Source organism: Nocardia coffeae, assembly GCF_019890715.1.
GTDB lineage: Bacteria > Actinomycetota > Actinomycetes > Mycobacteriales > Mycobacteriaceae > Nocardia > Nocardia jiangxiensis.
In genome coordinates this window covers 268,726-292,915 of sequence record NZ_JAINZY010000009.1, presented here as the reverse complement: position 1 = coordinate 292,915, position 24,190 = coordinate 268,726, and the positions used below count along the sequence as shown (strand labels likewise).

Here is a 24,190-nt window from a genome sequence, read left to right as displayed (position 1 = left end):
TCATGCGTACCGAGGGAGACTCCTGGGACATCACCACCAGCGTCGGATCCACCGCACTGTTCGTGGCCGCGGCGCGCGCACTGGCCGGCCGGGATCCCTCGGCGCTGGCCGTGGATCCGTTCGCGGAGATCTTCGTTCGCGCGGCGGGCCCGGAGTGGTCTCCGATGCTGGACGGCGGCGAGCCCGCCGAATTGCTCGCCGAATCCGAATTCGGCCGGGCCTTCCAGGAATTCCAGGCCGCACGCACTCGTTACTTCGACGATTTCGTGGCCGCCGCGATCGATGCGGGCATCCGGCAGGTGGTCATCCTGGCCGCGGGCCTGGACGCGCGCGCCTATCGCCTGCGCTGGCCCGAGGACACGATCGTCTACGAGCTGGATCGGCCGCAGGTGCTCGAGTTCAAACGGGAGACCTTGGCCGCCAACGGGGACAAGCCGCTCGTCGACCGCCGCGAGGTGGCCGCCGACCTGCGGCAGGATTGGCCGGGCGCGTTGCGCGAGCAGGGATTCGATCCCGCGCGGCCGACCGCCTGGCTGGTCGAGGGACTACTCATCTATCTCCCGGCCGACGCTCAGGAGCAACTGTTCGACACCATCGATGCGCTGAGTGCCGCGGGCAGCCGTGTGGCGGTGGAACAGATGGACCCGCTCCCCGAGGAGGCGGCCGCGGCCATCGGGCAGATGCCCGACGAGACCGAGACCGGCAGCAACGGGCAGTGGACCGCGCTGATCTACAACGAACCGCGCAGTGAGGTCACCGCCTGGCTCACCGCACACGGCTGGCGGGCCGAGCGGACCGACGTGCCCGATTATCTTCGGGCACACGGCCGCCCGGCGCCGAACCGGGATCCACGGGAGGGGCTGGTGCCCGCACTGGTCAGCTTGGTGACCGGGATCCGGGCGTGATCACTTGCCGCTGGGATGGCCGACCTTCGCCAGTGCGGTGGTCCAGTCACCGGCGATGGCGCTCTGGGCGTCGGTGAGCGCGACCTTGCCCGAGCACACCAGCGAGTGCAGCTGATTCTCCACGCCGTCCTTCGGGTTGTTGGGGCCCGCACCGGGCTTGTGTCCGGGCGAGGGCGGCTCGACCCAGAGATTGCGCGCGTCGTTGGGATCGCCGCCGAGCTCGAGTGAGATCAGGTGGTCGTATTCGGCGTCGTGCAGAGATCCGGTGTAGCCGTACGACTTCGCGTTGGCGTCCTTCTCCCGGCCGGTGATGTTGGCCGGTGGCCGGATCGTGGAGGTGTAGCCGCTACGACAGATGGTCTGTGCCTGCGTGTCGGCGGTGACCTTCGGATTGGTCGCTCCCGGAGTGCAATTCGGGTCGGGCAGTGGCTGCCCGTCCGAGGACTTCCCGAAATGACATGTGCCGGGGGCGGGTTGGGCCTGGACCGTATAGGTGCCCGACGGTCCTGGACCGGCCGGTACGGAGGTGGCGAATTTGGCGTTGGCGGGTTTGACCGCCTGGGTAACCGATTTCGTGGTGTGTGCGGAGCAACCGGCGACGAGAATCGGTACGAACAGCGAGATCATCAGGGTCTTACGCGCGAACATGAACTTCCCTCTTGCCGAAGAGCAACTGCGCCCTCATTGTGCGGCATCGGCGGGGACACGCGGCTACTGGACACGCGATCGGTTTGCTGTGAATCGAAATTCGGTGGCCAGCACTGATTTCAGGTGTTGCTCACGGTCCGGTCGTAGATGTCCAGCGCGAGGGAAACGGCTGCGGCGCGGCACTGTTCGTCGGTCAGCTCGACATCGCCCATCATGCCCACGCTCCAGGAGATCGCCAGAAGCGCTTGGCGCGCATGGAAAATCGCCAGCGGATCGCGATCGGCTCCGGTGACGGCGTCCGCGACCTGCCGGAACTGGTACCGCAGCGCCGATCCCACGCCGAGCCGCCGGAACGCGGCCTGGTTCTCGTACATGAACCGGGTCATCTCGCGCCCGGTGTCGTGCAGCACCATCCCGTAGCGCCGCAGGATCTCTCGGCCGGTTTCCCGGCCGGGCGGCTGGGCGGCGGCCCAGGTGAGGATCTCCTCGACCTCGGTGCGCAGATCGTCGGCCAGGCTGACGACGATGTCCTCCTTGGCGGGAAAGTGGTAGTAGATCGCGGCCTTGGTGATGCCCAGGCGCTCGGCGATCTCCCGCACGGAGGTCTGGTCGTAGCCCTGTGCGGAGAACAACTCCATTGCCAGCGTGCGGATTCGGTCGCGGGTGTCGGTGCGCCGACCTGCCACCGTGCCTCTCCCATCATGCTCGACGACGGATGGCACCGACTGTATCCGCACGGTTGCCGGCTACGACCCCAGGACCGAATTCATCAGGGTGCCCGCGCTGGTCGCCACGACGCCGCCGATCAGCGCCCCGGCCACCATCTTCGGTGATTCGACGCGGCCGTTGTCCCACTTCTCCCAGCCGAAGCGGGCGCCGGCGAAGATGAGCGCGGCGCTTCCGGACAGTAGGGCGAACCAGGTGCCGTAGTGCAGCAGTTGCATGAACTTGCCCGCCAGGGGAGGAGCCTCGGGCGTCGGATTCGAGACCTGAGCGAGAACCACTTCCTGTACAGCTGTGAGGATCATGATGCCCTCGTTCCGCGAGACCGATTCGGATGATGCGTCATATCCCATGGTAGGACGCATCACTCGACGAATATCGCCGGAATGCTCTGCTGTGGAGCGGTTTTCGCGTTTACCCGACTTGACGCTTACTCGTCGTCCAGGCCGGCGGAGAGATAGGCCGCCGCGGCGATCCACTGGCGGCAACCGAGGTGGCGGTCGTGCGCGTGCAGGATGGCGCGAGCGCGGCGATAGGTCAGATCCCAGGGTTCCACGGTGCATTCGCCCGGCGGCGCCATGCTCGCGGCGCGATCGCGGGTGCCTTGCTGCTGAAACACATATGTCATGGGACGCCTCTAGCCGTTCGCTCGTGAATTGCGGTGGCGATACTGGCGCGGGGGCCCAACCCTCCGGCGTTGTCCGGCCATGTCGTCCTGGACGAGTTTAAGACTCCGTACAGTGCAGATGCAAGTACATCTGCACTGTCGTAGGGCGGTGTTTCAGAGGCGTGAAGTTTGTGAAATCTCACCCATATGGAAGCTTCTAACCGACCAACCGGTCGCTATTGAGCGAATTGTCGCAGCTCATCGGCTATTGACATGTCAAGATCAAAGCACTTGCCGCCCTTGCCCTTTCGGTCAGGTGAACCCTCGATCCGAGGCAACCGGCGTGCTATCGTCAGATCGTCGGTTCATTTGCAAGAACATTTGCGCGAACATCTGCAAGCACCGGCAGGGCCGCCGAGGGCGGCAGGTTCGGAATCGTCTAGCGAGGAGACAGAAATGGCCGAGAGCACAGCAGCAGGCATTGGTCGCACGTCCGACCTGGCATGGCGTAAGAGCACCTTCAGCAACCCCAGCGGCAACTGCGTCGAGGTTGCCGATATGGCGAACGGCCTGGTGGCCGTGCGTAACTCCCGCGATCCGGAGGGGGCCGTATTGGTCTACACCCGTCCGGAAATCGACGCATTCCTGCGCGGCGCGAAGAGCGGGGAATTCGACGATCTGGCCGGGTGAGCTGTAGCATTACTTCGGCGCGGTGTCGGTTTGCGACGGGGTCTGGGTGGCCTGCACTGCCGTTGTCGTCGAGCATCGGAGTGGATTTCAATGGTCGCAGAACCCGGCCGGATCGGCCGTGTGGAATCGCTTGCCGCCGAACGTGGTCCAACGGCGCTACGGATCGCGGTCGGCGGGCAGCTCCGCAAACTACGCGAGCAGGCCGACATCACCCGCGAGGCGGCTGGCGAAGCCATCCGTGGCTCGCATGCCAAGATCAGCCGACTCGAGCTGGGGCGCACCGGTTTCAAAGAGCGTGACATCCGGGATCTGTTGACTCTCTACGGTGTGAACGACGCCGTGGAGCGCGAAACGTTGCTCGAACTCGTTCGCAAGGCGAACCAGCCCGGATGGTGGCATCGATACAGCGACCTTCTGCCGCCGTGGTTCGAGACGTACCTCGGCCTCGAACACGCGTCGAAGTCGATCAGAACCTTCGAAGGGCAACTCGTTCCCGGGCTCTTGCAGACCGAGGAGTACACCCGCGCGGTCGTCGCGCTCGGACACGAGAGCGTGGACACCGCGCGCCGGGTCGAGTTGCGCCGGCGTCGGCAGGAGATCCTGGATCGGCGCGGCGGACCGACGCTGTGGGCGGTCATCGACGAGTCGGTGTTGCACCGGCCGATCGGCGGCACCGAGGTGCTGCGGGCGCAGCTGGAGCATCTGGTCGAGGTGTCGTCGTGGCCGAATGTGACCATCCAGGTGCTGCCGTACGCCGCGGGCGGCAATGCGGCGGCGGGGAGTTCGTTCACGATGTTGCGGTTCGCCGAGCCCGAACTGCCCGACATCGTGTACCTGGAGCAGTTGACCAGTTCGCTGTACCTGGATCGTCAGCAGGATCTGGAGATGTACCGCCAGGTCATGGACAGGCTCAGCGTGCAGGCCGAGCCGCCGGATCGGTCGCGGCGGCTGATGGCCGAGGAAGCAGAGAAGCTGAAATAGCCGGATTCGGGTGAGCATTCCGGGTCGTACGCCCGGAATGCCCGAATGCGGGTGGGCTCGCGTCGGCGGGCCCTGGATCTAATGGAAACAGTCGACGACGGAACCGTCGGCATTACTCGGCGGTTCCGTCGTCGACGGTGTACTTCCTATATATCTATTACTGCTTGATGCAGCTGGATGCGATGCGCCAGAACGCCTCTGGCTGCAACGACGTGAAATTCCAATCGTTCATCATCGCGTGCGCGGTGCTGACGATCCGTTCGACATCGAAATCGTCACGTGTGGCCGCGCCGGTGGACTCGACCGCATCGATGACGAAACGGGTTGCGGTCTCCCGCGAATAAACATTGCGCTCGGTCCGGTTTCTATCAATGATTCCGAGCCGGCCGAGGTCCAATGGCTGGTTCATTCGAACGCCCCTGACGCCACGCCGCGGGTGGGCTGGTGACCGGAAATTGGCTCCTGGTTCACCCTACGGCTGTCTGGTAGTCCCCTGTACTGCCTTGCGGTTCGAGTCTAGGACCGTGTAGCGCGCATATGCAAGTACATCTGCAACATCGATTGTGCAGTCGCAGTGCGCGTTTCGGGTGCTGTCGGATTGCTGTTCAGCGGTGTCGTTGTCGTGCGGGGCCATAGTTACCGCATTGTTGTGTTGCTATCTGGACGCCAGTTCAAATCTGCTGCGAAATCGCTTCGGCGCCAATCTCGCAGCGCGGTGGTACGAGCATGTTCCGGCGTCCTGTGGAGGGTGCGATGAGAACACGTTTCACATGCGTGCTATATCTGCCTGAGAAGCAAGATCGGTTACGCGGTGACCGGGAGAACGGGCAGGACGTGGCGCCATGAGTGAGCTCGCGAGCGATATGTACGGCTACTTCGACGCGGTCGGCGACCGATTCGCGCCGCGTGCGATAGCGGCGAGTCAGTGGTCGGCCGAGCAGGTGGTCGGGCCGGCGCTGTGTGGGCTGCTGGCGCGGGAACTCGAACGGGCGCACGGGACGGACGGTTTCGTCCCGGTGCGGCTGACCGTCGACATGTTCAAACCCGCGCACATGCGAGAACTCACGGTGACCACGCACCGGGTGCGCGACGGCCGCCGCATTCGGCTCGCCGATGCCACGGTGCTGGAGGACGGCGTTCCCGCGGCGCGGGCGTCGGTGGTGTTCCTGCAGCCCTCGCAGGAGCCACCCGGGGTGATCTGGAAGCGCGAACAACAACCGGTTCCGCCGCCGCTGGACATCGCGCCGCTCTCGCACGGGCCCGATGCGCCGCTGTGGCGCAGTGACGGCGCGGGTGAGTGGTCCCGGGTGCCCTCCGAGCACGAGGACGCCGGTCGCAAACGCAGCTGGCAGAACCCGGTCCCGGTGGTGGCGGGCCAGGAGCTCTCGCCGTTCGTGCGCGCCGCGATGGCCGGCGAACAGACGAGCATGGTGACCAACTGGTCCGACGCCGGGGTGGGTTTCATCAACACCGATCTGACGATGGCGCTCGCACGCATGCCGATCGGCGCGGATATCGGCCTCGAGGCCGACAACCATCTGAGCGAGCGTGGCATCGCGGTCGGCAGCGCAACCCTTTTCGATCGGCACGGCGCGTTCGGCACCTGCATGATCACGGCGGTGGCCAATGCCGCGCGGCAGATCACCGCGAACCATCTGGACGGCGTGATCGCCGCTCGGGCGAACGGCGGTGCGGCCTGACCCCTCTCGGGGACGAGGCTCAGGACATGGCGCGATGGTCGGCCCAGCGGCGCGCCGCGTCACGCAGGCTGTGCGTCCAGACGTTCGGACGGCGATGCGCGGTGGTCTCCCATTCTCCCGCGAGCGCCGCGGAGAACGCCCACAGCTGATGCCGGGTCGCGGTGTGCCAGGCCGCGGTTCGCGCCGCCCACTGTTCGGCCTCGGCCGGTTCGTGCCCGGCCAGGATGAGCCAGACGATCCAGCACGCCGGATCGATCCAGGCGGCGCCGCGGGTGGCCCACGGCCAGTCGACCAGCCGGGCGTCGCCGTCCTCGCTGATGATGACGTTGGAGTAGTTCCAATCGGTATGCAGCAGTGTCGATCCGGCGAACAGTATGCGCTCGTCGGGGTCGGGTGCGTAGCGACCCCACCGCTGGACCGCGTCGACGATCTCGAGGTCGGCCGGGCAGGGCAACTGGGCGAGCGCGGTCATCGTCCGGGCGGTGGCCGCGAGATCCGCATCGATCCGGTAGTCGGCGAAATGGCCCGGAAGGTAATGGAATCCGAGCAGATCCCAGCCTCCGGCGGTGACGTGCCAGCGCATCGGCGGACCGATCGGGAACACGTAGGACCACAGGTTCGCCTCGCGGCGTTGTGACCACACCTCCGGATCGTCCAGCGGAATGCCCTTGACGAAGGTGCGTTCTCTCGCGGTTTCGATCACGGCGGCGAGATGACTACTGAATCCCGCGTTGACCGAATCCACCCGAAGGATCGGGCCGGTCAACACCTCGACCGCGGCCCGCGCGGTCTCCGGTATCTGCTCCCAGCTGTGCCGCAGCGGCGAAATCTGCACGCGATCGACTGTCACTCTCGAAGATCTACCGCGAATTCGCCACTCAGGCAAGCCAACTCCGAATCCGTATTTGCCGATGCACGATCGGATGCACATACGCTCGCTCGCCAGGTCGAGGATCGGATGATCCGATTGCTTACCTAGGATTATCGCCGCAGGTGAGGGGTTTGTTAGTGCAGTCGCGGCGAAAAGTGCGACAGCACGGAAATAGCGACCGGTCGGTTGGAATCAAAAAGTTTGCTACCGGTGTGCCGTGCATCGGCGTGTGCGCTCTCCGCTCCGGATATGTCCGTTGCCACGACGGGGAGTGCGCGCCGATGCGTTCGTGATCCCTTGCCGTAGCCGCGATTCGGCTGGGGTGCGGCGATCTCGAACCGGACTCACCGTGCATACGATCGGAAAACGACGAGCTGGCAGGACATTCGGCCGACGTACGCTCGAACGACGCGGTGTGGCGGGCTCATTGTCGGGGATGGGTGCGCGGTTGGAAGCGCACCGGGGTGAGTCCGTCTTGGGGGTGCGTGATGCGTGCTTGGCGTGTCCTACTCATCGTGTTCGTACTGGTCTGCGGCTCGGCCACGGCCTTCGCACACGCCGGGCCGATACCTGTCGGTCCACCGAATCCGCCCGCGCCTCCGGCGATTCCGGCGTTGCCCGGTATCGACGCGGTGCAGCAGTGGATCGACGCGGTGGTGCCCGCGCCGCCGATCGTGCCGCCGTCGGATCCGATCGCGGCTCCGCCGGGTACCTCGGCGGAGCTGGCGCGACTGCAGCAGGCGGTGATGCCCTCCGATGTCGGGGATCCGCTGTTCGACCAGTGGCCCGCGAACCTGGCCGCCGAAGCGCCCGGCGCGATCATCGCCGTCCGCGATGTGACCGCGACGGCGGCGCCACTGTTGGCGGTGCCGGTGCAGCAGGTGCTGCTGCTGAAATTCCGGACCACGGACGCCTACGGCGGACCCTCGTTCGGCACTGCCACACTGGTGATTCCGGCCGCGGCGTGGGCGGGGTCGGGGGAGCGGCCGGTGGTGGTGAACAACCTGGCGATCGATGCGCTCGGACGCGCCTGCACCCCGGGTTACACCCTGGCCCACGGCTTCAACGCGCATTCCAGCCTCGGCGACGACCTCCCGCCGACGACGCAACTGGCGGTGCTGCGCGGATACGCCGTGTTGATCCCGGATCACGAGGGGCCGCGGATGGCCTATGCCGAACCCTATGTCGCCGGACATGCGGTACTCGATTCGATTCGCGCGGTGCGCAACCTGCGCCCGGAAGAATTCGGGGCCAGTCGTTTCGCCATGCACGGTTACTCCGGCGGGGCCATCGCCACCCGTGGCGCGGTCGCGCTGATCGGTTCCTACGCACCGGAATTGGCGACGGTGATCGTCGGTGCGGCGCTGGGTGGGGTCCCCGCCGACTATCGGATGCTGGCCCGCAGCATGAACGCGAATCTGGCCTCGGGCGTGTTCCTGGCCGCGACGTTCGGCGTGGCCAGGGAGCGTCCGGAGATCCTGTCCCGGATGAACAATCTGGCGCGCTGGGCGGCGATCTCACCGTTGAAGGACACCTGCGACAGCACGTTCGGCGCGGCCGGTGTGCTGATGCTGCCCGCCGACGTGGCCGCGGACATGCCCGATGCGCTGCACAGTCCCCTGGCCGACCGGATCTACACGATCACCGCGATGAACGGGATGAAATCGCCTGTGCCGCTGTACGTCTACCAGGGTGAGCAGGAGTTCTGGATCCCCGCCGAGGGCGCTCGGGACTACTACGCACAGCAGTGCGCGCTCGGGGCGCGGGCGGTCTACCGGAGTGTGCTGGGCGAACATCTGATCGCCGACGCGCTCGGCTATCCCGAGGCCGCGGCCTGGGTCGACCAACGGCTGCAAGGGATTCCGGCTCCCGACGGGTGCTGAAACCCCGCGCATCCCGGCCGGGTTCGGGCGATCGCAATGTGGCGTCCGGGAATTCGGTGTGAAAGCGGCCGGAAACGCATCCGGATGGGCATTTGTGTGTCACCCCTAGGCGTTCGGCGAGCAATTCATGAATTGTCATCGGATCGCTGACGTACCGCCCACGAACCGGTTCCGTAGCCGTATCGTGATCTGCATGCGGCGCCGGTGTTTGCGCGGTCGGCGCCGCGAAAAGGTGTCGGCACCGTACCCGGAACAGGAAGGAGTGCGCCGGTCCGGTCGTCACACCAGCCACCGCCGGGTGGTGCCCCGAAACCACCCACCCGGCAACGCACGTACGCACCACGGCAACTGGACTTCCAACCCCTCCCGCCCTCCGGTGCATGTGCGGGTGGACCCGACCCGCCGGACGCAACCCTCACCCCAGCGTCCGGCGGGGCTCCGCGCCCGGTCATTCCCCTGTGACCACCGAGGATGCTTTGCCTTGCCCGAAGGAGTACGTGTGAGCACCGCCAGGATCGATCGGGATCATGCGCGCGGGCTCGTGCGCGACGCCGGTTCCGGCGTGTTATGACCGTTCGTACGTCCCTCGGCACGGTGGCGGCATTGCTGGCCACCGCTATCCTCGCCGCGCCCGTCTGCGCCGATCCGGTGCCTGCCGGTCCGCCCGCCCTGGGTGCGGCGTCGAGTCGATCGGCCCTGGTGCGCACCGAGACTCGCGGAGCGCACTGGGAGCGCCTGTATGTGCGCTCGGGCTCGATGCGCCGGGTGATCCCGGTCGACGTCCTGCGCGGCGCGGGCCCGGGACCGCATCCGGCGTTGTATCTGCTGGACGGCGTGGACGGCTCGCCGACCTCCGACTGGCTGACCAAGGGACATGCCGCGGAATTCTTCGCGGACAAACCGGTGGACGTGGTGCTGACCGGTGACGGCGTCGGCAGCATGTACAGCGACTGGGAGCATTACGACCGCACCCTGGGCCTGAACCGGTGGGAGACATTCCTGATCGATGAGCTGCCGCCGATCGTGGAGTCCTATCTGCACACCGACGGTCGCCGCGCGGTCGCGGGCGTCTCGATGGGCGCGCAGGGCGCGATGATGCTCGCGCAGCGGCATCCGGGTTTCTTCCGCGCGGTCGCCGGGATCAGCGGGTGTTATTCCACCGCGGACAATGTCGGCGAGGCGGTCACTCGCATCACCGTGGCCTCGCGCGGCGGAAATCCCGAAAATCTGTGGGGGCCGCCGAATTCCCCGGCCTGGCTCGCGCACGACAGCTTCCTCGGTGCGGCGACGTTGCGCGGCACCGCGATCTATCTCTCGGCCGCGACCGGTGTGCCCGGTCTGCCCGATCTCGAGGCCATCGCCGATGCGCCGAACGTGCTCGGCGCGCTGCAACAGTCCGGTGGCGGCGTCGCACTCGAAGCCGGTGCGTTGGCATGCACCGAGCGGTTCGCGGAACGTCTTGCGCAACTGCGCATTCCGGCGACCGTCGAATACGAGCCGACCGGCACGCACGCGTGGCCGTCCTTCACCGACGAACTTCCCGCGGCATGGAATGCCATTGCGAAGGCATTTCACGGTGAGGCCAGCAGAATCGCCGTCGAGGCGCGCTGAGGAGTCGAACGCCGGGCGGTTGTCGCCGCGCTGGATCGCAGTATTCGTGATCGTTTCGTGATGGGAACGGAATTCCGGTCCGGCGGTGATCGATTCGGTAAGTGCGGCGTGCACCGGGGCGGTTCTGCCCCGGCAATGTATTCGCCCAGGATTGTGGACTCTCACCGGCACTGTCGAGCGCACTAGTGAGATTTCGAAGAGCCCTGGTCACACCATATCGAAGCCCTGTTGCCGGACCCTAGCGTGAGCGCAGTTCGGATGCCCGCAAATCGCTTCGCGGGCAACGAAACCGAGAACGTCGTGGTTCTGCAGGAAGGTTTGGAATGAGACGAACTACCCGCGCCCGGTCCTTGCGTGCTGTGGTCCTCATGGGTGTCACACTGCTCACCGTGGGCTTCGGCTGCGTCGGGGCGAATGCCGATCCGGCGCAGGCGCCGGCTCCGGCCCAGCACCCGACCGGGCAAACGCTCGCGGACTTCATCGCCAAGGGGCTGAAGAACAAGGCCGCCAAGCCGATCGTCGACACCGGTAGTGCCGGTACGGGTTCGGCCTGCACCTCGGGCAGCGGTGCGGGGTCGGGCAACGGATCGGGCGACTGCTACGGCGGTTCGGGCTCGAGCTCGGGCTCGCAGGGCGGAACATCCTCCGACACCGTCGGTTACGGCCCGGCGAGTACGGCATTCCTTGCCGCCTTCGGCTATTCGCTGCTGCATCCGAATGTGGCCCCGCCGGGGACCAACGACTGGAACTGCAAGCCGACCGCGCAGCATCCCGAACCGGTGGTGCTGGTCCACGGGACGTGGGAGAACGCCTACGACAACTTCGCGTACGTCAGTCAGCCGATCAAGGATGCCGGGTACTGCGTCTACACGTTCAACTACGGCGAGTCGAATCTGCTGGCCGGTGGCGGACTGGGATCGGTGCTGCCGGGCGCGAACGGCACCGAGAACATCCCGGACTCGGCCAAGCAGCTGGCGACCTTCGTCGATCGCGTGCTGGCCTCGACCGGTGCGCCGAAGGTGAACATCGTGGGCCACTCGCAGGGCGGGGCGATGTCGCGGTGGTACCTGAAGTACGAGGGCGGCGCGGCGAAGGTCGATCACGAGATGACCTTCGGCGCCACCAATCACGGCACCACGCTGGACGGTATCGGCGCACTCGGCCGGGCCATCAACAACTTCGGCATCGACGTGCTGGGCCTGATCGAGATCTTCGTCGGACACTCCGGAATTCAGCAGACCGTCGGCTCGGACTTCGTCAACAAGCTCAATGCGGGCGGCGACACCATGCCCGGGGTGAACTACACGGTCGTGGGCACCCGCTACGACGAGGTCACCACCCCGTACAACCTGACGTTCCTGCAGCCCGGCCCGGGTGCGACGGTGCACAACATCACCCTGCAGGACGGCTGTGATCAGGACCTGTCCGATCACCTCACGATGATGTACTCCCCGCGGGTGCTGTCGATCATCCTCAACACCCTCGATCCCAGCGTGCCGTTGAAGTGCACCTTCAACCCGTGGCTGCTCGGCGGCGGCGGGAAGCTCTGACGGCCGATCCCTCCATCGTGCGTGTGCCTGCCGGGCGAAGCGAATTCCGCTGCCCGGCAGGCATACGCGCGTCGCACCACCTTTCCCGGTACGGGCCGGGGAACAGTACAGAGAGTTTCGATGATTCGAAATATGTTGCGTACCGGCGTATTCGCGGCCGTGGTGAGCGTCGCGGTCGCTGTGTCGACCGCGGCGCCGAGTGCGGCCGAGGCGCCCGACGGCTCGGCCGTCACCGGTACCTGGGCGGTGAACGCGAATACCGTTCAGCTGCGGGTGCATTCGGCGGCGATGAACACCAATATCATGGTGAACGTCCAGCGGCCGGTCGATCCGAAAGCGCCCGCGGGCGTGCTGTATCTGCTCAACGGCGGTGGGGGAGGGCAGGATTCGGCGACCTGGCAGCGCAATACCGATGTGCAACGTTTCCTCTCCGGTAAACAGGTGATCGTGGTGCAGCCGGTCGGCGGCCGGTGGAGTTACTACACCGATTGGCGGGCGCGCGACCCGAAACTCGGCCTGTACAAATGGAAGACGTTCCTCACCGAGGAACTGCCGCCGCTGATCGCGGCGAGCTTCGCCACGACGGGTGCGAACGCCGTTGCGGGACTGTCCACTTCGGGGACTTCGGTGCTGCAACTGCCGATCGCGAAGCCCGGCCTGTACCGCGCGGTGGCCGCCTACAGCGGATGCGCGCAGATCAGCGATCCGATCGGCCGGGAATTCGTCAAACTCGCCGTCGAGGACTGGGGCGGCGGCGATACGCAGAACATGTACGGACCCGACGACGATCCGATGTGGGCCGCCAACGATCCGTACCTGCACGCCGCCGGGTTGCGCGGGCTGAAGCTGTTCATCTCGAGCGGATCGGGCATTGCGGGGATGTACGACACCTACAACGGTCCGCACATGCTGCCGGGAGTATCCGGTTATGCCGATCAGATGGTGATCGGCGGCGTCATCGAGGCGGCGGTGAACTGGTGCACGCACAATCTGCGGACCCGTCTCGGGCAGCTCGGCATCCCCGCGACCTTCGACTTCGAACCGGCCGGCACCCATTCCTGGGGGTATTGGCAGGACGCGCTGAAGCGATCCTGGCCGGTTCTGGCGGCCGGACTCGGCGTGCCGGTGTGAACCGGCGCCCCGGCGACGGGCCGTACACTCTGTGCCGTACACCTGGATGCCGGTGTTCGGGAGGGTGCGGCATTCGGAGCGGCGATGTCCGTGGAGCCCTGCTCCCGGACGGCGAGCGAGGAGATGGTCGCAATATCGGACAGCGCGCAGTGGAACGGCCGCGCAGGTGCGGCGGTCGCACGGTGACGGCGGGATCGGCGACGGCCTCGGCTCGGTCCGGCGAGCAGGTGGTCCGTCCGGCCCTGGAGAAGTTCGGATTCGCCGAATTCCGGCGCACTGCGGCCATCGGTACGGTGCTGGGCGGCTGTGTGGTACGCCGGGTGGTGCGCGGTGGGCTGCGTAAGGCCAAGCGCCGGCATGCCATGGCCGACGGTGTGGTCGACGGCTTCGAGGCGCTCGGTCCGATGTTCGTCAAACTGGGCCAGCTGATCGCCTCCTCACCCGGTGCGTTCCCGCCCGAACTGGCCGATGCCTGTCTGCGCTGCCTGGACGATGTGCCGCCGTTCCCGGGTGTCGACGCACGCAAGATCGTCGAGGCCGATCTGGGCCGTCCGATCGACGAGCTGTTCCGCGAGTTCGACGACACTCCGTTGTCGGCGGCCTCGGTGGCGCAGGTGCACGGGTGTGTTCTGGCCGACGGCCGTCCCGCCGTGGTGAAGGTGCAGCGGCCCGATATCGCCCGGCGCATGATCGTCGATCTGCGCGCGGCGTTCCGGCTGGCCCGGATGATGGAGCGCCGGTCGGAGAACGCCCGGGTCGCCAATGCCGGTGGTGTGGTGCGCGATCTGTATGAGACGACCGTCGCCGAACTGGATTTCCGGAACGAGGCGGGCAACCAGGTTCGCGCCCGGGAGAATCTGCGCGCCTTCGGCGACAATGCCAGTGTCGCGATTCCCGAGGTGTACCCGGAGTATTCGGGTCCGCGGGTGTTGTGCATGGAACGGATGAGCGGGTTGCCGCTGGACCGGTTCGACGATATCCGTGCGGTGCATCCGGATCCGGAGCTGCTGATTCGCCGGTTGGTCAAGGCGTGGCTGGAAAGCGTTGTGGTGCACGGGCTTTTCCACGGTGACGTCCATGCGGGCAATTTGTGGCTGCTGGACGACGGGCGTGCGGCGATGCTCGATTTCGGCATCGTCGGCACGATGTCGCCGCCGTGGCGGGATTTCGTGCGCGCGCTGTTCCACGCCAGTGCCATCGACGGCGATTTCCGGCCGGTCGCACGGGCGTTGCGGGAGTTGGATCTGGTCGAGGCGGACTCCGGTGACGATGCGACCATCGGCCGCCAGCTCGCGACCGCGCTCGCGCCGGTGCTTTCGGGCAAGCTCGCCAAACTGGACATGGGTAAGGTTGCCGCGCGATTGATCGAATTCGGCAAGCGCCGCGGTGCTGCGGGGCCCGAGCAGCTGATTCTGATGGGTAAACAGCTCGGTTACTTCGAACGCTATGCGGTTGCGCTGGCGCCGGGGTGGCGTCTGGGGCAGGATCTGTACCTGTTCCGCAATGTATTTCCGGAGGAGGTGGCCGCCAAGGCCGCCGCGGAGGGCATCGAACTGCCTGCGGACTAGTTGATCTCCGGCCTGTCGATCCCGGTGGTGGGCTACGGTGCCTACCGGATCGATCTGCAGGCCAACCGATCATGTGCCGACGGAGGACAGCGATGAACGGGCCCGAAACCTATAGCTGGGAGATCACCTACACCAGGTTCGACGGCACCAGCCGGGTGGATCACGGTGGGGGACAATTCGGTTCGCCGGAGGAGGTCACCGGGCGCGTCTGCCGCACCTTCGTGGAGGTCGGCACCGCGCTGTTCGACATCACCTGCGACGACGTCACCGAACAGCACTATCACGACGTACTGGACGCCCGGGTGGAGGACCTGCCCGATCCCGGACAGCCGTTCGAGCACGTCGGCGCGGTGATCCTCGATCACGAAGGCGCGGAGCGGATGTCGCTGACCGCGCGGCTGGTCTATCGCTCGGTGACCGAGGCCGCGGTCGAGGAGTACCGGGAGCAGCTGGAGGAGTGGGAGCGCCGCGACACCGAACGCCGGGCGCGCCGGGCCAAGGCCGCCGCCGACGCGGGGCGGCCCAGCATTCAGCCGCTCGATCCGCGGTTGCGCAGCCTGATCAGCAACTTGCAGGTGGAGGCGGACACCGTCCGCGAGGAGATCTTCACCCCCGACCACTGTCGCGAACAGCTCGCGCTGGCCGAGAACACGGTGTCCGCGGCCATGGCGGCGCAGAACTCGGCCGAGGCGGGCGGGAACGTCGCCGAGGCCGCGAACGCTCGCGCCTACATCCAGCGCTGGCGCCCGCGCATCACTCGCTGGGCCAGCATGCTCGAGTTGACCACCGAGGCGTACATGGACGCCGCCGCGGTCGATGCCGAGGCCGAACGTTTGGCGAACATCCCGCCGTCGCCGGTCTGAGGTCCGCCGGAGATTCAGTGTCGTCGCGGGGTGGCCGACGAGCCGGGTGGGCGTAGGCCGTCCAGGACGATGGTGACGCGGCGGGCTCGGTCCGTGTCGTCGGGGGCGGGGTGGGCGTCGACGGCCAGCACCGCGGCGGCGATGGCGTGGACGTCGGCGAGGTCGCCGGTGCCAGTGGGGAGCTGTTCGGTCGGCCTGTTCTGGAACAGCTGCGCCATCTGGTTCCCGAGACGGACATCGCCGCCGGAACGCTCGCGGCTCCGGCCGGACGCTCGCGCACCGCACCGGCTCATATCGATGACCTGGCCGAGGCTGCCGCTCGGGTGCTCGTCTCCGACCGGCATCGTGGGCGGTGCTACACGCTGACCGCCGCGGACAGCATCGACTGGGACGATCTGGCGAAGCTGGCGTCCACGATCGCGGCGGAACCTGTCGGCTATCAGCCCATCGAGGACGAGCAGTTCCTGAATGCTCTTGCCGGGCAAGAGATTCCGGGGGAGTTCACCGAAGTTCTACTGGGTGTGTATCGCGCGTTCCGTGGTGGATGGACCGGGACGCCGACCGGGGACCTTGCCGAGATCCTGGGCCGCGCGCCGCGCCCCGCTCTGGGTGCCGTGTCCGCGGTTGTCTCCGGCTGAGGTGATTCGGTAGCCCCTCGGCGTGGTGGGTTACGGCCGATGGGGGTGTGGTCGTCGCTGCGGTCTCGATGGCCTGGTGTGACGCAGCTCTACAAACAATGGTTGTGCACAACTAAGTTGTGTACTACATTGTTGTGTGTGACCGATCAACTGGCTCTGGATCAGCAACTGTGCTTCGCGCTGTACTCGGCATCGCGGTCGATGACGGCGGTGTACCGGCCGAAGCTCGAGGCGATGGGGCTGACCTATCCGCAGTATCTGGTGATGCTGGCGCTGTGGGAGCAGCGCGAAGGTCGCAGCGTCGGTGAGTTGTGTGCGGCGCTGGGGCTGGATTCGGGAACATTGTCGCCGCTGCTCAAGAGGCTCGAGGCGGCCGGTTTGGTGACACGGAATCGTTCGGCGGCCGATGAGCGCCGCGTCGAGATCGAACTCACCGAACCCGGTCGGCGGCTGCGCGCCAAGGCCTGCGGTCTTCCCGCCGAGATCGGCGAGGCCGCCGGAATGTCATCGGAAGATATCGGGACGCTGTACCACCTGTTGCAGCGCCTCAACGGCGCACTGAGCGCCAACACCGCGAAGGAGAACTGAGATGCAGGTCCTGTACACGGCAGAGGCGCTGTCCACCGGCGACGGCCGTAACGGCCAGACCCGCACCACCGACGGCAAAATCGATGTGGCGCTGTCGATTCCGAAGGAGATGGGCGGCTCGGGCGAGGGCACCAACCCGGAGCAGCTCTTCGCCGCCGGATACGCGGCGTGCTTCCACTCGGCCCTGCGCCTGGTCGGCGGCAAGGCCAAGGCGAACATCGACGACTCGGCCGTCGGCGCCCGGGTTGGCATCGGCTCCAACGACGCGGGCGGTTTCACGCTCGAGGTGACCCTCGAGGTCTCCCTCCCGCACCTGACCCGCGAGCAGGCCCAGGAACTGGCCGATACCGCCCACCAGGTCTGCCCGTACTCCAACGCCACCCGCGGCAACATCGACGTCCGCGTGGTCGTCGCGGAGGACTGATCCGCCGAATACTCGGGCCGCATCGTCACGGACGGTGCGGCCCGTTGTCGTTGCGTCAGGTGTTGCTGTCCGGGATGACGCGGTGCCAGATTTCGGTGCAGGTGCGGGCGGTGGTGGGGAGTTGGTCGGGGGATTCGACGATGGTGCGGTAGAAGGTTCTCTCGGTCATCCAGCAGAGGGATTGGGCCAGGGCAGGGGCGTCGGTGGGGGCGGGGCCGTCTGGGAGGCCGGCGCGGACGAGGATCAGGGTCAGGGCGTCGCGGCTGGTGGCGATGGCCTCGGTCCACAGGTCGCCGATTTCGGGGACGAGGGCGGAATATTCGACGGCGGTGCGCATGACCGAACCGTGTTCGCGCCACATGCTTTCGGTGCCTTGCACGGCCAGGGCGATGGCCTCGCGCGGGGGGAGATCGGTGTCGGCGGTCGGCACCAGGGCGGTGGACCGGAGCTGTTCGAGGGTGCGGGCCACGAGTGCGGTGAGGACCTCGTTCTTGGACCCGAAGTAGAAGTACAGCGAGCCGCGGGAGATGCCCGCCCCGCGAGCGATGTCCTCGACGGTCATGGCGTCGGGGCCGGGATCGGCCAGCAGGGATTCCGCGGTGTCGAGGATGGCTTTCTCGCGCAACTCGCCTTTGCGCAGGGTGTCGCGGTGTCGTCGGCGGGACGTACTGGTGGCCATGCAGCCGAGGGTACCGTCCCTACCTGGCGTAATCTACGTCACGTGCAGAAAAATCAACGCTGTGTAGACTTTGTGGCATGGCGAAACTCTTTCTCATCACCGGTGTCAGTAGCGGGCTCGGTCGCGCCTTCGCCGCGGGTGCGCTCGAAGCAGGTCACCGTGTGTGCGGCACCGTGCGCAAGCCTGACGACGTGGCCGCGTTCGAGGCTCTGGCGCCGGGGCGGGCGTACGCGCGGTTGTTGGATGTCACGGACGAACGACAGGTGTTCGAGGTGGTCGCCGAGGTCGAGAACACCTTCGGCGGGATCGACGTAGTGATCGCCAACGCCGGATACGGCGTCGAGGGCACGTTCGAGGAGACGCCGCTGTCGGTGTTGCGAGATCAGTTCGAGGTCAACGTCTTCGGGGCCGCGGCCACCATTCGCGCGGTACTGCCGGGGATGCGTGAGCGTCGGAGCGGGCACATTCTGGCTGTCACATCGATGGGCGGGCTGATGACGGTGCCGGGGCTGTCCGCCTACTGCGGCAGCAAATACGCCCTGGAGGGGATTCTCGAGACCGTCGGCAAGGAGGTGGCCGGATTCGGAATCCACGTCACCGCAATCGAACCCGGTTCGTTCCGCACCGATTGGGCGGGTCGGTCCATGGTTCGCGCCGAACGCGCCATCGCCGACTACGACGAGTTGTTCGACCCGATCCGCACCGCGCGTCAGGCCGCCAGCGGCAACCAGCTCGGCGATCCGGTCAAGGCCGCAACGGCCGTGCTGACCGTTCTCGATGACCCGAATCCCCCGGCGCACCTGCTGTTGGGCTCCGACGCCCTACGTCTGGTCAGCGCCGGCCGCGCATCCGTCGATGAGGACATCGCGACCTGGGAGACATTGACTCGTTCCACCGATTTCCCCGATGGTGCGCAAATCCGCTGACGAGCTGCGGCACCATCGGTGTCATATGAACGCGTTCTCGGAGAACGGGATTCAGAACGCGGCGACGACGCAGGCGGCGATGAACAGGACCTGTAGCGCCGTACGTGCCGGGAGTGGAACGGTTTTCAGGCCGACGTGGGCGCGCGCCGCGCGGACATTGGCCGGGAACATCAGCACGAGTAACGCCACGAGGCAGAATGCCGCGACGGGTGCGACGGGTGGAATGAGAAGACCTGCGGCACCGGCCAATTCGAGTATTCCGGTCAAGGTGACCAGATTGGCCGCGGCAGGTAGGCGCGGGGGAACCATCTCGATGAGCGCGTCGCGACGGGGCTGTAGGAAATGAGCGCTGGCGGTCAGGACGAACATTGCCGCGAGGCCGAGGCGGACGGCGTGCGACCAGGAATCGAGCCAGCCCGGGAGCAGGAGGCCGACCAAGCGAGCGATGCCGCTGACGACCACGAGAACGATGAAAGGTGCCATCAGGGTCTCCTGAGTAGCCGATGAATCTTGACGATGGCTAGATTAGGCTCGGACGTGAAACTTGTCAATGTCTAGATTGTGGGTCATGATCATCGGGTGACCAGGAACCGCTATCACCACGGAGATCTGCGGGCGGTATTGCTGGCCGAGGCGGCCGAGCAGATCGCGGCCGAGGGTATCGATGCGGTGTCGTTGCGCGCCCTCGCGCAGCGCGCCGGAGTCTCGCATGCGGCCCCCGCGCACCACTTCGGGAACCGCCAGGGCATGCTGACCGAACTCGCGATCGAGGGGTTCGGCCTGCTCGCCGACGAACTACACAGTGCCGGAGCGGATTTCCGCGAGGTGGCGATCGCCTATATTCGATTCGCTCGCGTGCACCCGGGCCACTTCGAAGTCATGTTCCGCCATGACCTGCTCGACACCGGCAACGAACAACTGATCGCCGCCCGAACCCGCTCCGGTGCGTACCTGCGCGAGGGCGTCGCGGGTACCGGCGTGGCGCCCGAACGCCGCCGGGACGTGGAACTCGCCGCCTGGTCCCTGGTCCACGGCTACGCCTCGCTGTGGCGTGAAGGCGCACTGGAGGATTCGCGACTCGGCGAAGGCGATCCCGAAGAGCTCGCCCGCCGCATGCTCGCCACCGTCGAATTCAGCTGAGGATCCCGTCGGCGTCTCGGCCCCCGGACAGCCCGCTGAGGCCGACGGCGTCCGACCTGGTCGGCGTCGGGAGGGCGGCCTCCGCAATCGACTGCAACGAGGTTCGCAGGCTCCGCAGGCTCCGATCGCTGAGACCGACGATCAGAGGGGCCATCACGTCCTCGACAATGGCGTTGCAGTGTCGCACGAGTTCGTCGCCATCGGGGGTGATCCTGTGCAGAATCGCCTTACCGACACCGGGCCTGCGCGCGAGTAACCCGCGCTGTTCGAGGCGGGCGACCACCGCGCCGGCGGATTGATCGGACTGCCCGGTGAACAGTGCCAGCGCGTGGGTGGAGGAATCAGGTTCGGCCACGACGGCGAGCAGAATTCCCCACTGTGGCAACGTCATCCCCACCTGAGCGAGCGCCGCTTCGCAGGCCATCTGCTTGCGCAGCTGCGCCCGCCGCAGCAGCATCGCGACCTCGACACCGCTGGGCACGTTCTGATCAGCCGTCATTCCCACAGAGTAGGACTCTCCTGTTCCTCGTATAAGGGCATGTAACGTCCGGCACTCGGCGGAATCAGGCGCGGTAGGGGCGGAAGAAGGCACGTAGTTCCTCCGCGTAGAACTCGGGCTCTTCGAGCGGCGCGAAGTGTCCGCCGCGCGGGGCCTGGGTGAACCGCACGAGATTGGTGGTGCGTTCCAGCCACGTCCTTGGCGCCCGGCTGATGTTGCCGGGGAACACCGTGAAGCCGGAGGGGACCTCGACCCGGCGGGCATGCTGTGCGGTCGGGATCTCGCTGTTCGCGCGATACATCCGCATCGAGGTGCCGATGGTCTCGGTGAGCCAGTAGATCGTGACGTTGGTGAGGACCTCGTCCATTGTGAAGGACCGCGAGATGTCGCCGTCGCAGTCGCTCCAGCCCCGCATCTTCTCGACGATCCACGCGGCGAGCCCTGCTGGGGAGTCGGTGAGCCCGACTGCCGCGGTCTGTGGTTTGGTGCGGTGCATCGCCATGTAAGCGCCCTCGGCCGTGCCCCAGGTCGCCATGTCCGCCATCCAGGTGCGCTCCTCGGGCGTCAGGTCGGCGGGGTCTCCCGCGTAGACCGGCACCCCGGCGTCCATACGGTGGACCGCCGTGACCCGCTCGGGGTGGTTCAGCGCCAGGAAGTTGCTCACGGCGCTGCCGATGTCGCCGCCGACGGTGCCGAACCGCTGGTAGCCGAGGCCGTCCAGCAGCCGGGCCCACAGATCCGCGACGGCGATCGAGTCCAGTGGTGGGCCGGTAGGGCGGTCGGAGTATCCGTAGCCGGGCATGTCGGGCACGACCACGTCGAACGCGTCGGCGGGGTCGCCGCCGTGCGCTCCGGGGTCGGTCAGCAGCGGAATGATCTTCGTGTAGCGCCAGAACGAGTCCGGCCAGCCGTGGCACAGCACCAGCGGCAGCACCGGGCCGACCGGGTTGACGGCCCGTGCGTGCACGTAGTGAATGCCGAGTCCGTCGAGCCGGGTGCGGAAGCGCGGGAATTCGGACAGCGCCTTCTCCTGGGCTGCCCAGTCGAAGCCGTCGGCCCAGTAGGCGACCAGGTCGCGGAGGTAGGTGAGGTCCGTGCCGAGTGACCAGCCGACGTCCTCGGGCGCGTCCGGCCAGCGCGTGGCCCGCAGTCGGGCGCCCAGGTCCGCGAGCGCCTCGGGGGAGGCATGGGCGGTGAACGGCTCGGGAAGGAACGCGGGTTCGGGCATGACTACCTCACTACCTCTGGCGTGCAGTACCGCGCGAGGCTGGACCGCCAACCTCGGTCGCGGGCATGTCGCCCGTGGGTGACCAGGGGTTCGACGCTATCGCGGCAATATCTATTGGTTAGTATATACCAGGCCATATATAAGAAGTCATGATGCGATGGCCTCGCTCGTCGCATGCTCGCCACCGTCGAATTCGGTCGAGCACCTCGACCCGGGCGGTCCGCGGGCCCACGATTCATGCGATTCAGGCGCGAAATCACTAGTGTGGCAATCGTTCCCGCGATGAGAATATTCCGGTGCGCATACCCTCGTGATGGCAACGATGCCGCATCGCGCTCGTGGAACTGGATCGCGTTGGCCTGCATAGCGATATCGCGGTCACTGAGCCCTGCGTCGCTGTCTGCGGTCGGGTTGGCGGTCGCGGTCGACGGGCCGCGAGATTCGGGGAATCGCGTCGCCGCCGTGGCGCATTCCTGCCGCGATGATGGTGAATCTCTCGTATCTTCTCACTAGGCGTACGAAAGGCGGCGAGGGTGACCGAAGATGTCGGTGCGGATTATGTGATCGTGGGCTCGGGGTCGGCGGGAGCGGTGCTCGCAGCGCGACTGAGTGCGGATCCGAAGCGGTCGGTGGTGGTGCTGGAAGCCGGTAAGGCGGACAAGGACAAGTTCATTCACATCCCCGCCGGTTTCGCCAAACTGTTCCAGGGCGATTACGACTGGAACTATGCCACCGAACCGCAGCCGGGGCTGGACGGACGGTCGGTGTACTGGCCGCGCGGCAAGACCTTCGGCGGCTCCTCGTCGATGAACGCCATGATGTGGGTGCGCGGATTCGAGGCCGACTACGACGACTGGGAACAGGCCGCCGGGCCCGGCTGGGGATTCGCTTCGGCGGTAAAGCATTTCCGCACCATCGAGAACGTCGAGGGTTCCGCCCGCGACGATCACGGCATCGCCGGACCGCTGCACGTCTCCCACCAGCGCAGCCCGCGCTCGTCCACCTCGGTATTCCTGCGGGCGGTCGCCGAACGCGGTCACACCGTGGAGGAGCCGAATCTTCCTGAGCCACAAGGCTTCACGCGGACCATGGTGACCCAGCGCGGTGGCCGCCGCTGGAGCACCGCCGACGGATATCTGCGTCCGGCGATGAAGCGCGACAACCTCACCGTGCTCGCCGAGGCGACCGCGACCCGGGTGCTGTTCGACGGGAATCGCGCTGTGGGCGTGGAGTATTCACACCGCGGATCGTTGCGGACGATCACCGCGCGCAAGGAGGTCATCCTGTGCGGCGGCGCGATCAACACTCCGCAACTGCTGATGCTCTCGGGTATCGGCGATCGCGCGCAACTCGACGAGCACGGGATCGAGGTGCGTCAGCACGCTCCCGAGGTCGGCGCCAATCTGCAGGACCACCTCACCGCGGCGCTGGGATACCGCGTGGATTCCGATTCGCTGTTCGACGCCGAGAAACCGGTCCAGCTGCTGAACTATCTGCTGCGTCATCGCGGCATGCTCACCTCCAATGTCGGTGAGGCCTACGGATTCATCCGCAGCTCGGCCGAACTCGAATATCCCGACCTGGAGTTGGTCTTCGCGCCGGCGCCGTTCTTCCACGAGGGGCTCGCGGATCCCACCGAACACGCCGTCGTCCTGGCCGCGGTGCTGCTGCGCCCGCACAGCCGCGGCACGATCACGCTCGCCTCGAAGGATCCGCTGGCCAAGCCGCTCATCGATCCGAAGTATCTCAGCGACGACAGAGACCGCGCGGCCCTCATGGCCGGTCTGAAGGTCTGCTCCGAACTGGCCGATACCGCCGCGATGCGAGAGGTGCTGCGCGGCCTGTGTTACCCGCCGGACGCGCCCGGCGCGCCGGAGTCGGAGGAGACCCGGGCCAAAACCCTCAACGGCTACTCCCACACCCTCTATCACCCCGCCGGCACCTGCCGGATGGGTTCGGATGAGGGCAGTGTGGTCGATCCGCAGCTGCGAGTGCGCGGCGTCGAGGGCTTGCGAGTCGCCGATGCGTCGATCATGCCGGTGCTGGTGCGTGGCCACACTCACGCGCCGACGATGTTCATCGGTTCGCAGGCCGCCGAATTGCTCACTGCCGAATAGTTTTTCGCGAATCGGAGGCGATCGGCGTTGTGCCGATCGCCTCCGCTCGTCGGACACCCACCCGGAGAACGGAATTCGGAACGCCGGCGGGTGATGAACACCACAGGTGGTGCCCGTGGATTGCCGGGAGCGGAACGGCTTTCCGGCCGACACCGGCGCGAACGGCGCGTGCATCGGCCGTGCCGCTGTTGGTGACAACCAAATTGACAGCTGCCCAGCT

26 protein-coding genes are annotated in these 24,190 nt (G+C 66.7%); 16 read left to right on the top strand and 10 right to left on the bottom strand.

The window, feature by feature from the left end; all coding sequences use genetic code 11:
* Positions 1 to 2 precede the first annotated feature (2 nt).
* On the top strand, positions 3 to 905 hold the full coding sequence (locus K7711_RS29760; RefSeq protein ID WP_222972799.1) for a class I SAM-dependent methyltransferase: 903 nt from the start codon (positions 3 to 5) through the stop codon (positions 903 to 905).
* Here K7711_RS29760 and K7711_RS29755 read toward each other — a convergent pair whose 3' ends face one another.
* From K7711_RS29755 to K7711_RS29740, 4 genes are all read right to left on the bottom strand, one after another.
* Positions 906 to 1,553, bottom strand: coding sequence for a hypothetical protein (locus tag K7711_RS29755; RefSeq protein ID WP_222972798.1), 648 nt, complete (start codon positions 1,551 to 1,553; stop codon positions 906 to 908). It abuts the gene before it with no gap.
* A gap of 119 nt (positions 1,554 to 1,672) precedes the next feature.
* The gene (locus tag K7711_RS29750; protein WP_308015010.1) at positions 1,673 to 2,239 is read right to left on the bottom strand and encodes a TetR/AcrR family transcriptional regulator; all 567 of its coding nucleotides are present in this window, start codon (positions 2,237 to 2,239) and stop codon (positions 1,673 to 1,675) included.
* Between the two features lie 60 nt (positions 2,240 to 2,299).
* Positions 2,300 to 2,581, bottom strand: coding sequence for a hypothetical protein (locus tag K7711_RS29745; protein ID WP_222972796.1), 282 nt, complete (start codon positions 2,579 to 2,581; stop codon positions 2,300 to 2,302).
* Between the two features lie 125 nt (positions 2,582 to 2,706).
* Positions 2,707 to 2,904, bottom strand: coding sequence for a hypothetical protein (locus K7711_RS29740; protein ID WP_222973227.1), 198 nt, complete (start codon positions 2,902 to 2,904; stop codon positions 2,707 to 2,709).
* Between the two features lie 435 nt (positions 2,905 to 3,339).
* Here K7711_RS29740 and K7711_RS29735 point away from each other — a divergent pair, with 435 nt between their 5' ends.
* Together K7711_RS29735 and K7711_RS29730 are read left to right on the top strand one after the other, a co-directional pair.
* The gene (locus K7711_RS29735; protein ID WP_051193176.1) at positions 3,340 to 3,573 is read left to right on the top strand and encodes a DUF397 domain-containing protein; all 234 of its coding nucleotides are present in this window, start codon (positions 3,340 to 3,342) and stop codon (positions 3,571 to 3,573) included.
* Positions 3,574 to 3,663: 90 nt separating this feature from the next.
* On the top strand, positions 3,664 to 4,554 hold the full coding sequence (locus tag K7711_RS29730) for a Sco1979 family transcriptional regulator (RefSeq protein ID WP_222972785.1): 891 nt from the start codon (positions 3,664 to 3,666) through the stop codon (positions 4,552 to 4,554).
* A gap of 157 nt (positions 4,555 to 4,711) precedes the next feature.
* Here K7711_RS29730 and K7711_RS29725 read toward each other — a convergent pair whose 3' ends face one another.
* Positions 4,712 to 4,951, bottom strand: a complete 240-nt coding sequence (locus tag K7711_RS29725; RefSeq protein WP_235747973.1) for a hypothetical protein — start codon at positions 4,949 to 4,951, stop codon at positions 4,712 to 4,714.
* Between the two features lie 445 nt (positions 4,952 to 5,396).
* Between K7711_RS29725 and K7711_RS29720 the strand changes: the two genes are divergently transcribed.
* Complete coding sequence (locus K7711_RS29720; protein WP_235747972.1) at positions 5,397 to 6,254, top strand: acyl-CoA thioesterase domain-containing protein; 858 nt, start codon at positions 5,397 to 5,399, stop codon at positions 6,252 to 6,254.
* A gap of 19 nt (positions 6,255 to 6,273) precedes the next feature.
* Here the strand turns inward: K7711_RS29720 and K7711_RS29715 are convergent, their stop codons facing one another.
* On the bottom strand, positions 6,274 to 7,089 hold the full coding sequence (locus tag K7711_RS29715) for a phosphotransferase family protein (RefSeq protein WP_222972784.1): 816 nt from the start codon (positions 7,087 to 7,089) through the stop codon (positions 6,274 to 6,276).
* 524 nt (positions 7,090 to 7,613) lie between these two features.
* Here K7711_RS29715 and K7711_RS29710 point away from each other — a divergent pair.
* From K7711_RS29710 to K7711_RS29670, 9 genes are all read left to right on the top strand, one after another.
* Entirely contained in the window at positions 7,614 to 9,008 is a 1,395-nt protein-coding gene (locus K7711_RS29710) for a lipase family protein (protein ID WP_222972782.1), read from the top strand.
* Positions 9,009 to 9,575: 567 nt separating this feature from the next.
* The gene (locus tag K7711_RS29705; protein ID WP_222972781.1) at positions 9,576 to 10,619 is read left to right on the top strand and encodes an alpha/beta hydrolase; all 1,044 of its coding nucleotides are present in this window, start codon (positions 9,576 to 9,578) and stop codon (positions 10,617 to 10,619) included.
* A gap of 323 nt (positions 10,620 to 10,942) precedes the next feature.
* The gene (locus K7711_RS29700; RefSeq protein WP_222972779.1) at positions 10,943 to 12,169 is read left to right on the top strand and encodes an esterase/lipase family protein; all 1,227 of its coding nucleotides are present in this window, start codon (positions 10,943 to 10,945) and stop codon (positions 12,167 to 12,169) included.
* Positions 12,170 to 12,301: 132 nt separating this feature from the next.
* Positions 12,302 to 13,300 carry an alpha/beta hydrolase gene (locus K7711_RS29695; RefSeq protein WP_235747971.1) on the top strand — a complete coding sequence of 333 codons (999 nt, stop codon included), beginning with the start codon at positions 12,302 to 12,304 and terminating at the stop codon, positions 13,298 to 13,300.
* A 182-nt stretch (positions 13,301 to 13,482) separates the two neighbouring features.
* Positions 13,483 to 14,868: an ABC1 kinase family protein gene (locus K7711_RS29690; RefSeq protein WP_222972770.1), complete on the top strand. Its 1,386-nt coding sequence runs from the start codon at positions 13,483 to 13,485 to the stop codon at positions 14,866 to 14,868.
* 92 nt (positions 14,869 to 14,960) lie between these two features.
* Positions 14,961 to 15,731, top strand: coding sequence for a hypothetical protein (locus tag K7711_RS29685; protein WP_222972765.1), 771 nt, complete (start codon positions 14,961 to 14,963; stop codon positions 15,729 to 15,731).
* Between the two features lie 110 nt (positions 15,732 to 15,841).
* Positions 15,842 to 16,369 (top strand): Rossmann-fold NAD(P)-binding domain-containing protein, encoded by a 528-nt coding sequence (locus tag K7711_RS29680; RefSeq protein ID WP_222972759.1) that lies wholly within the window; start codon positions 15,842 to 15,844, stop codon positions 16,367 to 16,369.
* A gap of 138 nt (positions 16,370 to 16,507) precedes the next feature.
* Positions 16,508 to 16,957, top strand: a complete 450-nt coding sequence (locus K7711_RS29675; protein WP_308015009.1) for a MarR family winged helix-turn-helix transcriptional regulator — start codon at positions 16,508 to 16,510, stop codon at positions 16,955 to 16,957.
* Position 16,958: 1 nt separating this feature from the next.
* Positions 16,959 to 17,381 (top strand): organic hydroperoxide resistance protein, encoded by a 423-nt coding sequence (locus K7711_RS29670; RefSeq protein WP_040823384.1) that lies wholly within the window; start codon positions 16,959 to 16,961, stop codon positions 17,379 to 17,381.
* Positions 17,382 to 17,436: 55 nt separating this feature from the next.
* Here K7711_RS29670 and K7711_RS29665 read toward each other — a convergent pair whose 3' ends face one another.
* Complete coding sequence (locus K7711_RS29665; protein ID WP_222972755.1) at positions 17,437 to 18,060, bottom strand: TetR/AcrR family transcriptional regulator; 624 nt, start codon at positions 18,058 to 18,060, stop codon at positions 17,437 to 17,439.
* Positions 18,061 to 18,137: 77 nt separating this feature from the next.
* On the opposite strand from K7711_RS29665, the gene K7711_RS29660 reads away from it, so the two are divergent.
* Entirely contained in the window at positions 18,138 to 18,986 is an 849-nt protein-coding gene (locus K7711_RS29660; protein ID WP_222972754.1) for an oxidoreductase, read from the top strand.
* A gap of 51 nt (positions 18,987 to 19,037) precedes the next feature.
* Here the strand turns inward: K7711_RS29660 and K7711_RS29655 are convergent, their stop codons facing one another.
* Entirely contained in the window at positions 19,038 to 19,469 is a 432-nt protein-coding gene (locus tag K7711_RS29655; protein WP_222972752.1) for a DoxX family protein, read from the bottom strand.
* A gap of 96 nt (positions 19,470 to 19,565) precedes the next feature.
* Here K7711_RS29655 and K7711_RS29650 point away from each other — a divergent pair, with 96 nt between their 5' ends.
* Positions 19,566 to 20,126 carry a TetR/AcrR family transcriptional regulator gene (locus K7711_RS29650; protein WP_222972750.1) on the top strand — a complete coding sequence of 187 codons (561 nt, stop codon included), beginning with the start codon at positions 19,566 to 19,568 and terminating at the stop codon, positions 20,124 to 20,126.
* Here K7711_RS29650 and K7711_RS29645 read toward each other — a convergent pair.
* Together K7711_RS29645 and K7711_RS29640 are read right to left on the bottom strand one after the other, a co-directional pair.
* Positions 20,119 to 20,625 carry a MarR family winged helix-turn-helix transcriptional regulator gene (locus K7711_RS29645; protein WP_222972748.1) on the bottom strand — a complete coding sequence of 169 codons (507 nt, stop codon included), beginning with the start codon at positions 20,623 to 20,625 and terminating at the stop codon, positions 20,119 to 20,121. The genes K7711_RS29650 and K7711_RS29645 overlap by 8 nt on opposite strands.
* A gap of 64 nt (positions 20,626 to 20,689) precedes the next feature.
* Positions 20,690 to 21,853 (bottom strand): epoxide hydrolase, encoded by a 1,164-nt coding sequence (locus K7711_RS29640; RefSeq protein WP_222972746.1) that lies wholly within the window; start codon positions 21,851 to 21,853, stop codon positions 20,690 to 20,692.
* A gap of 533 nt (positions 21,854 to 22,386) precedes the next feature.
* On the opposite strand from K7711_RS29640, the gene K7711_RS29635 reads away from it, so the two are divergent.
* Positions 22,387 to 23,970, top strand: coding sequence for a GMC family oxidoreductase (locus tag K7711_RS29635; RefSeq protein ID WP_222972744.1), 1,584 nt, complete (start codon positions 22,387 to 22,389; stop codon positions 23,968 to 23,970).
* The last annotated feature ends 220 nt before the right edge of the window (positions 23,971 to 24,190 follow it).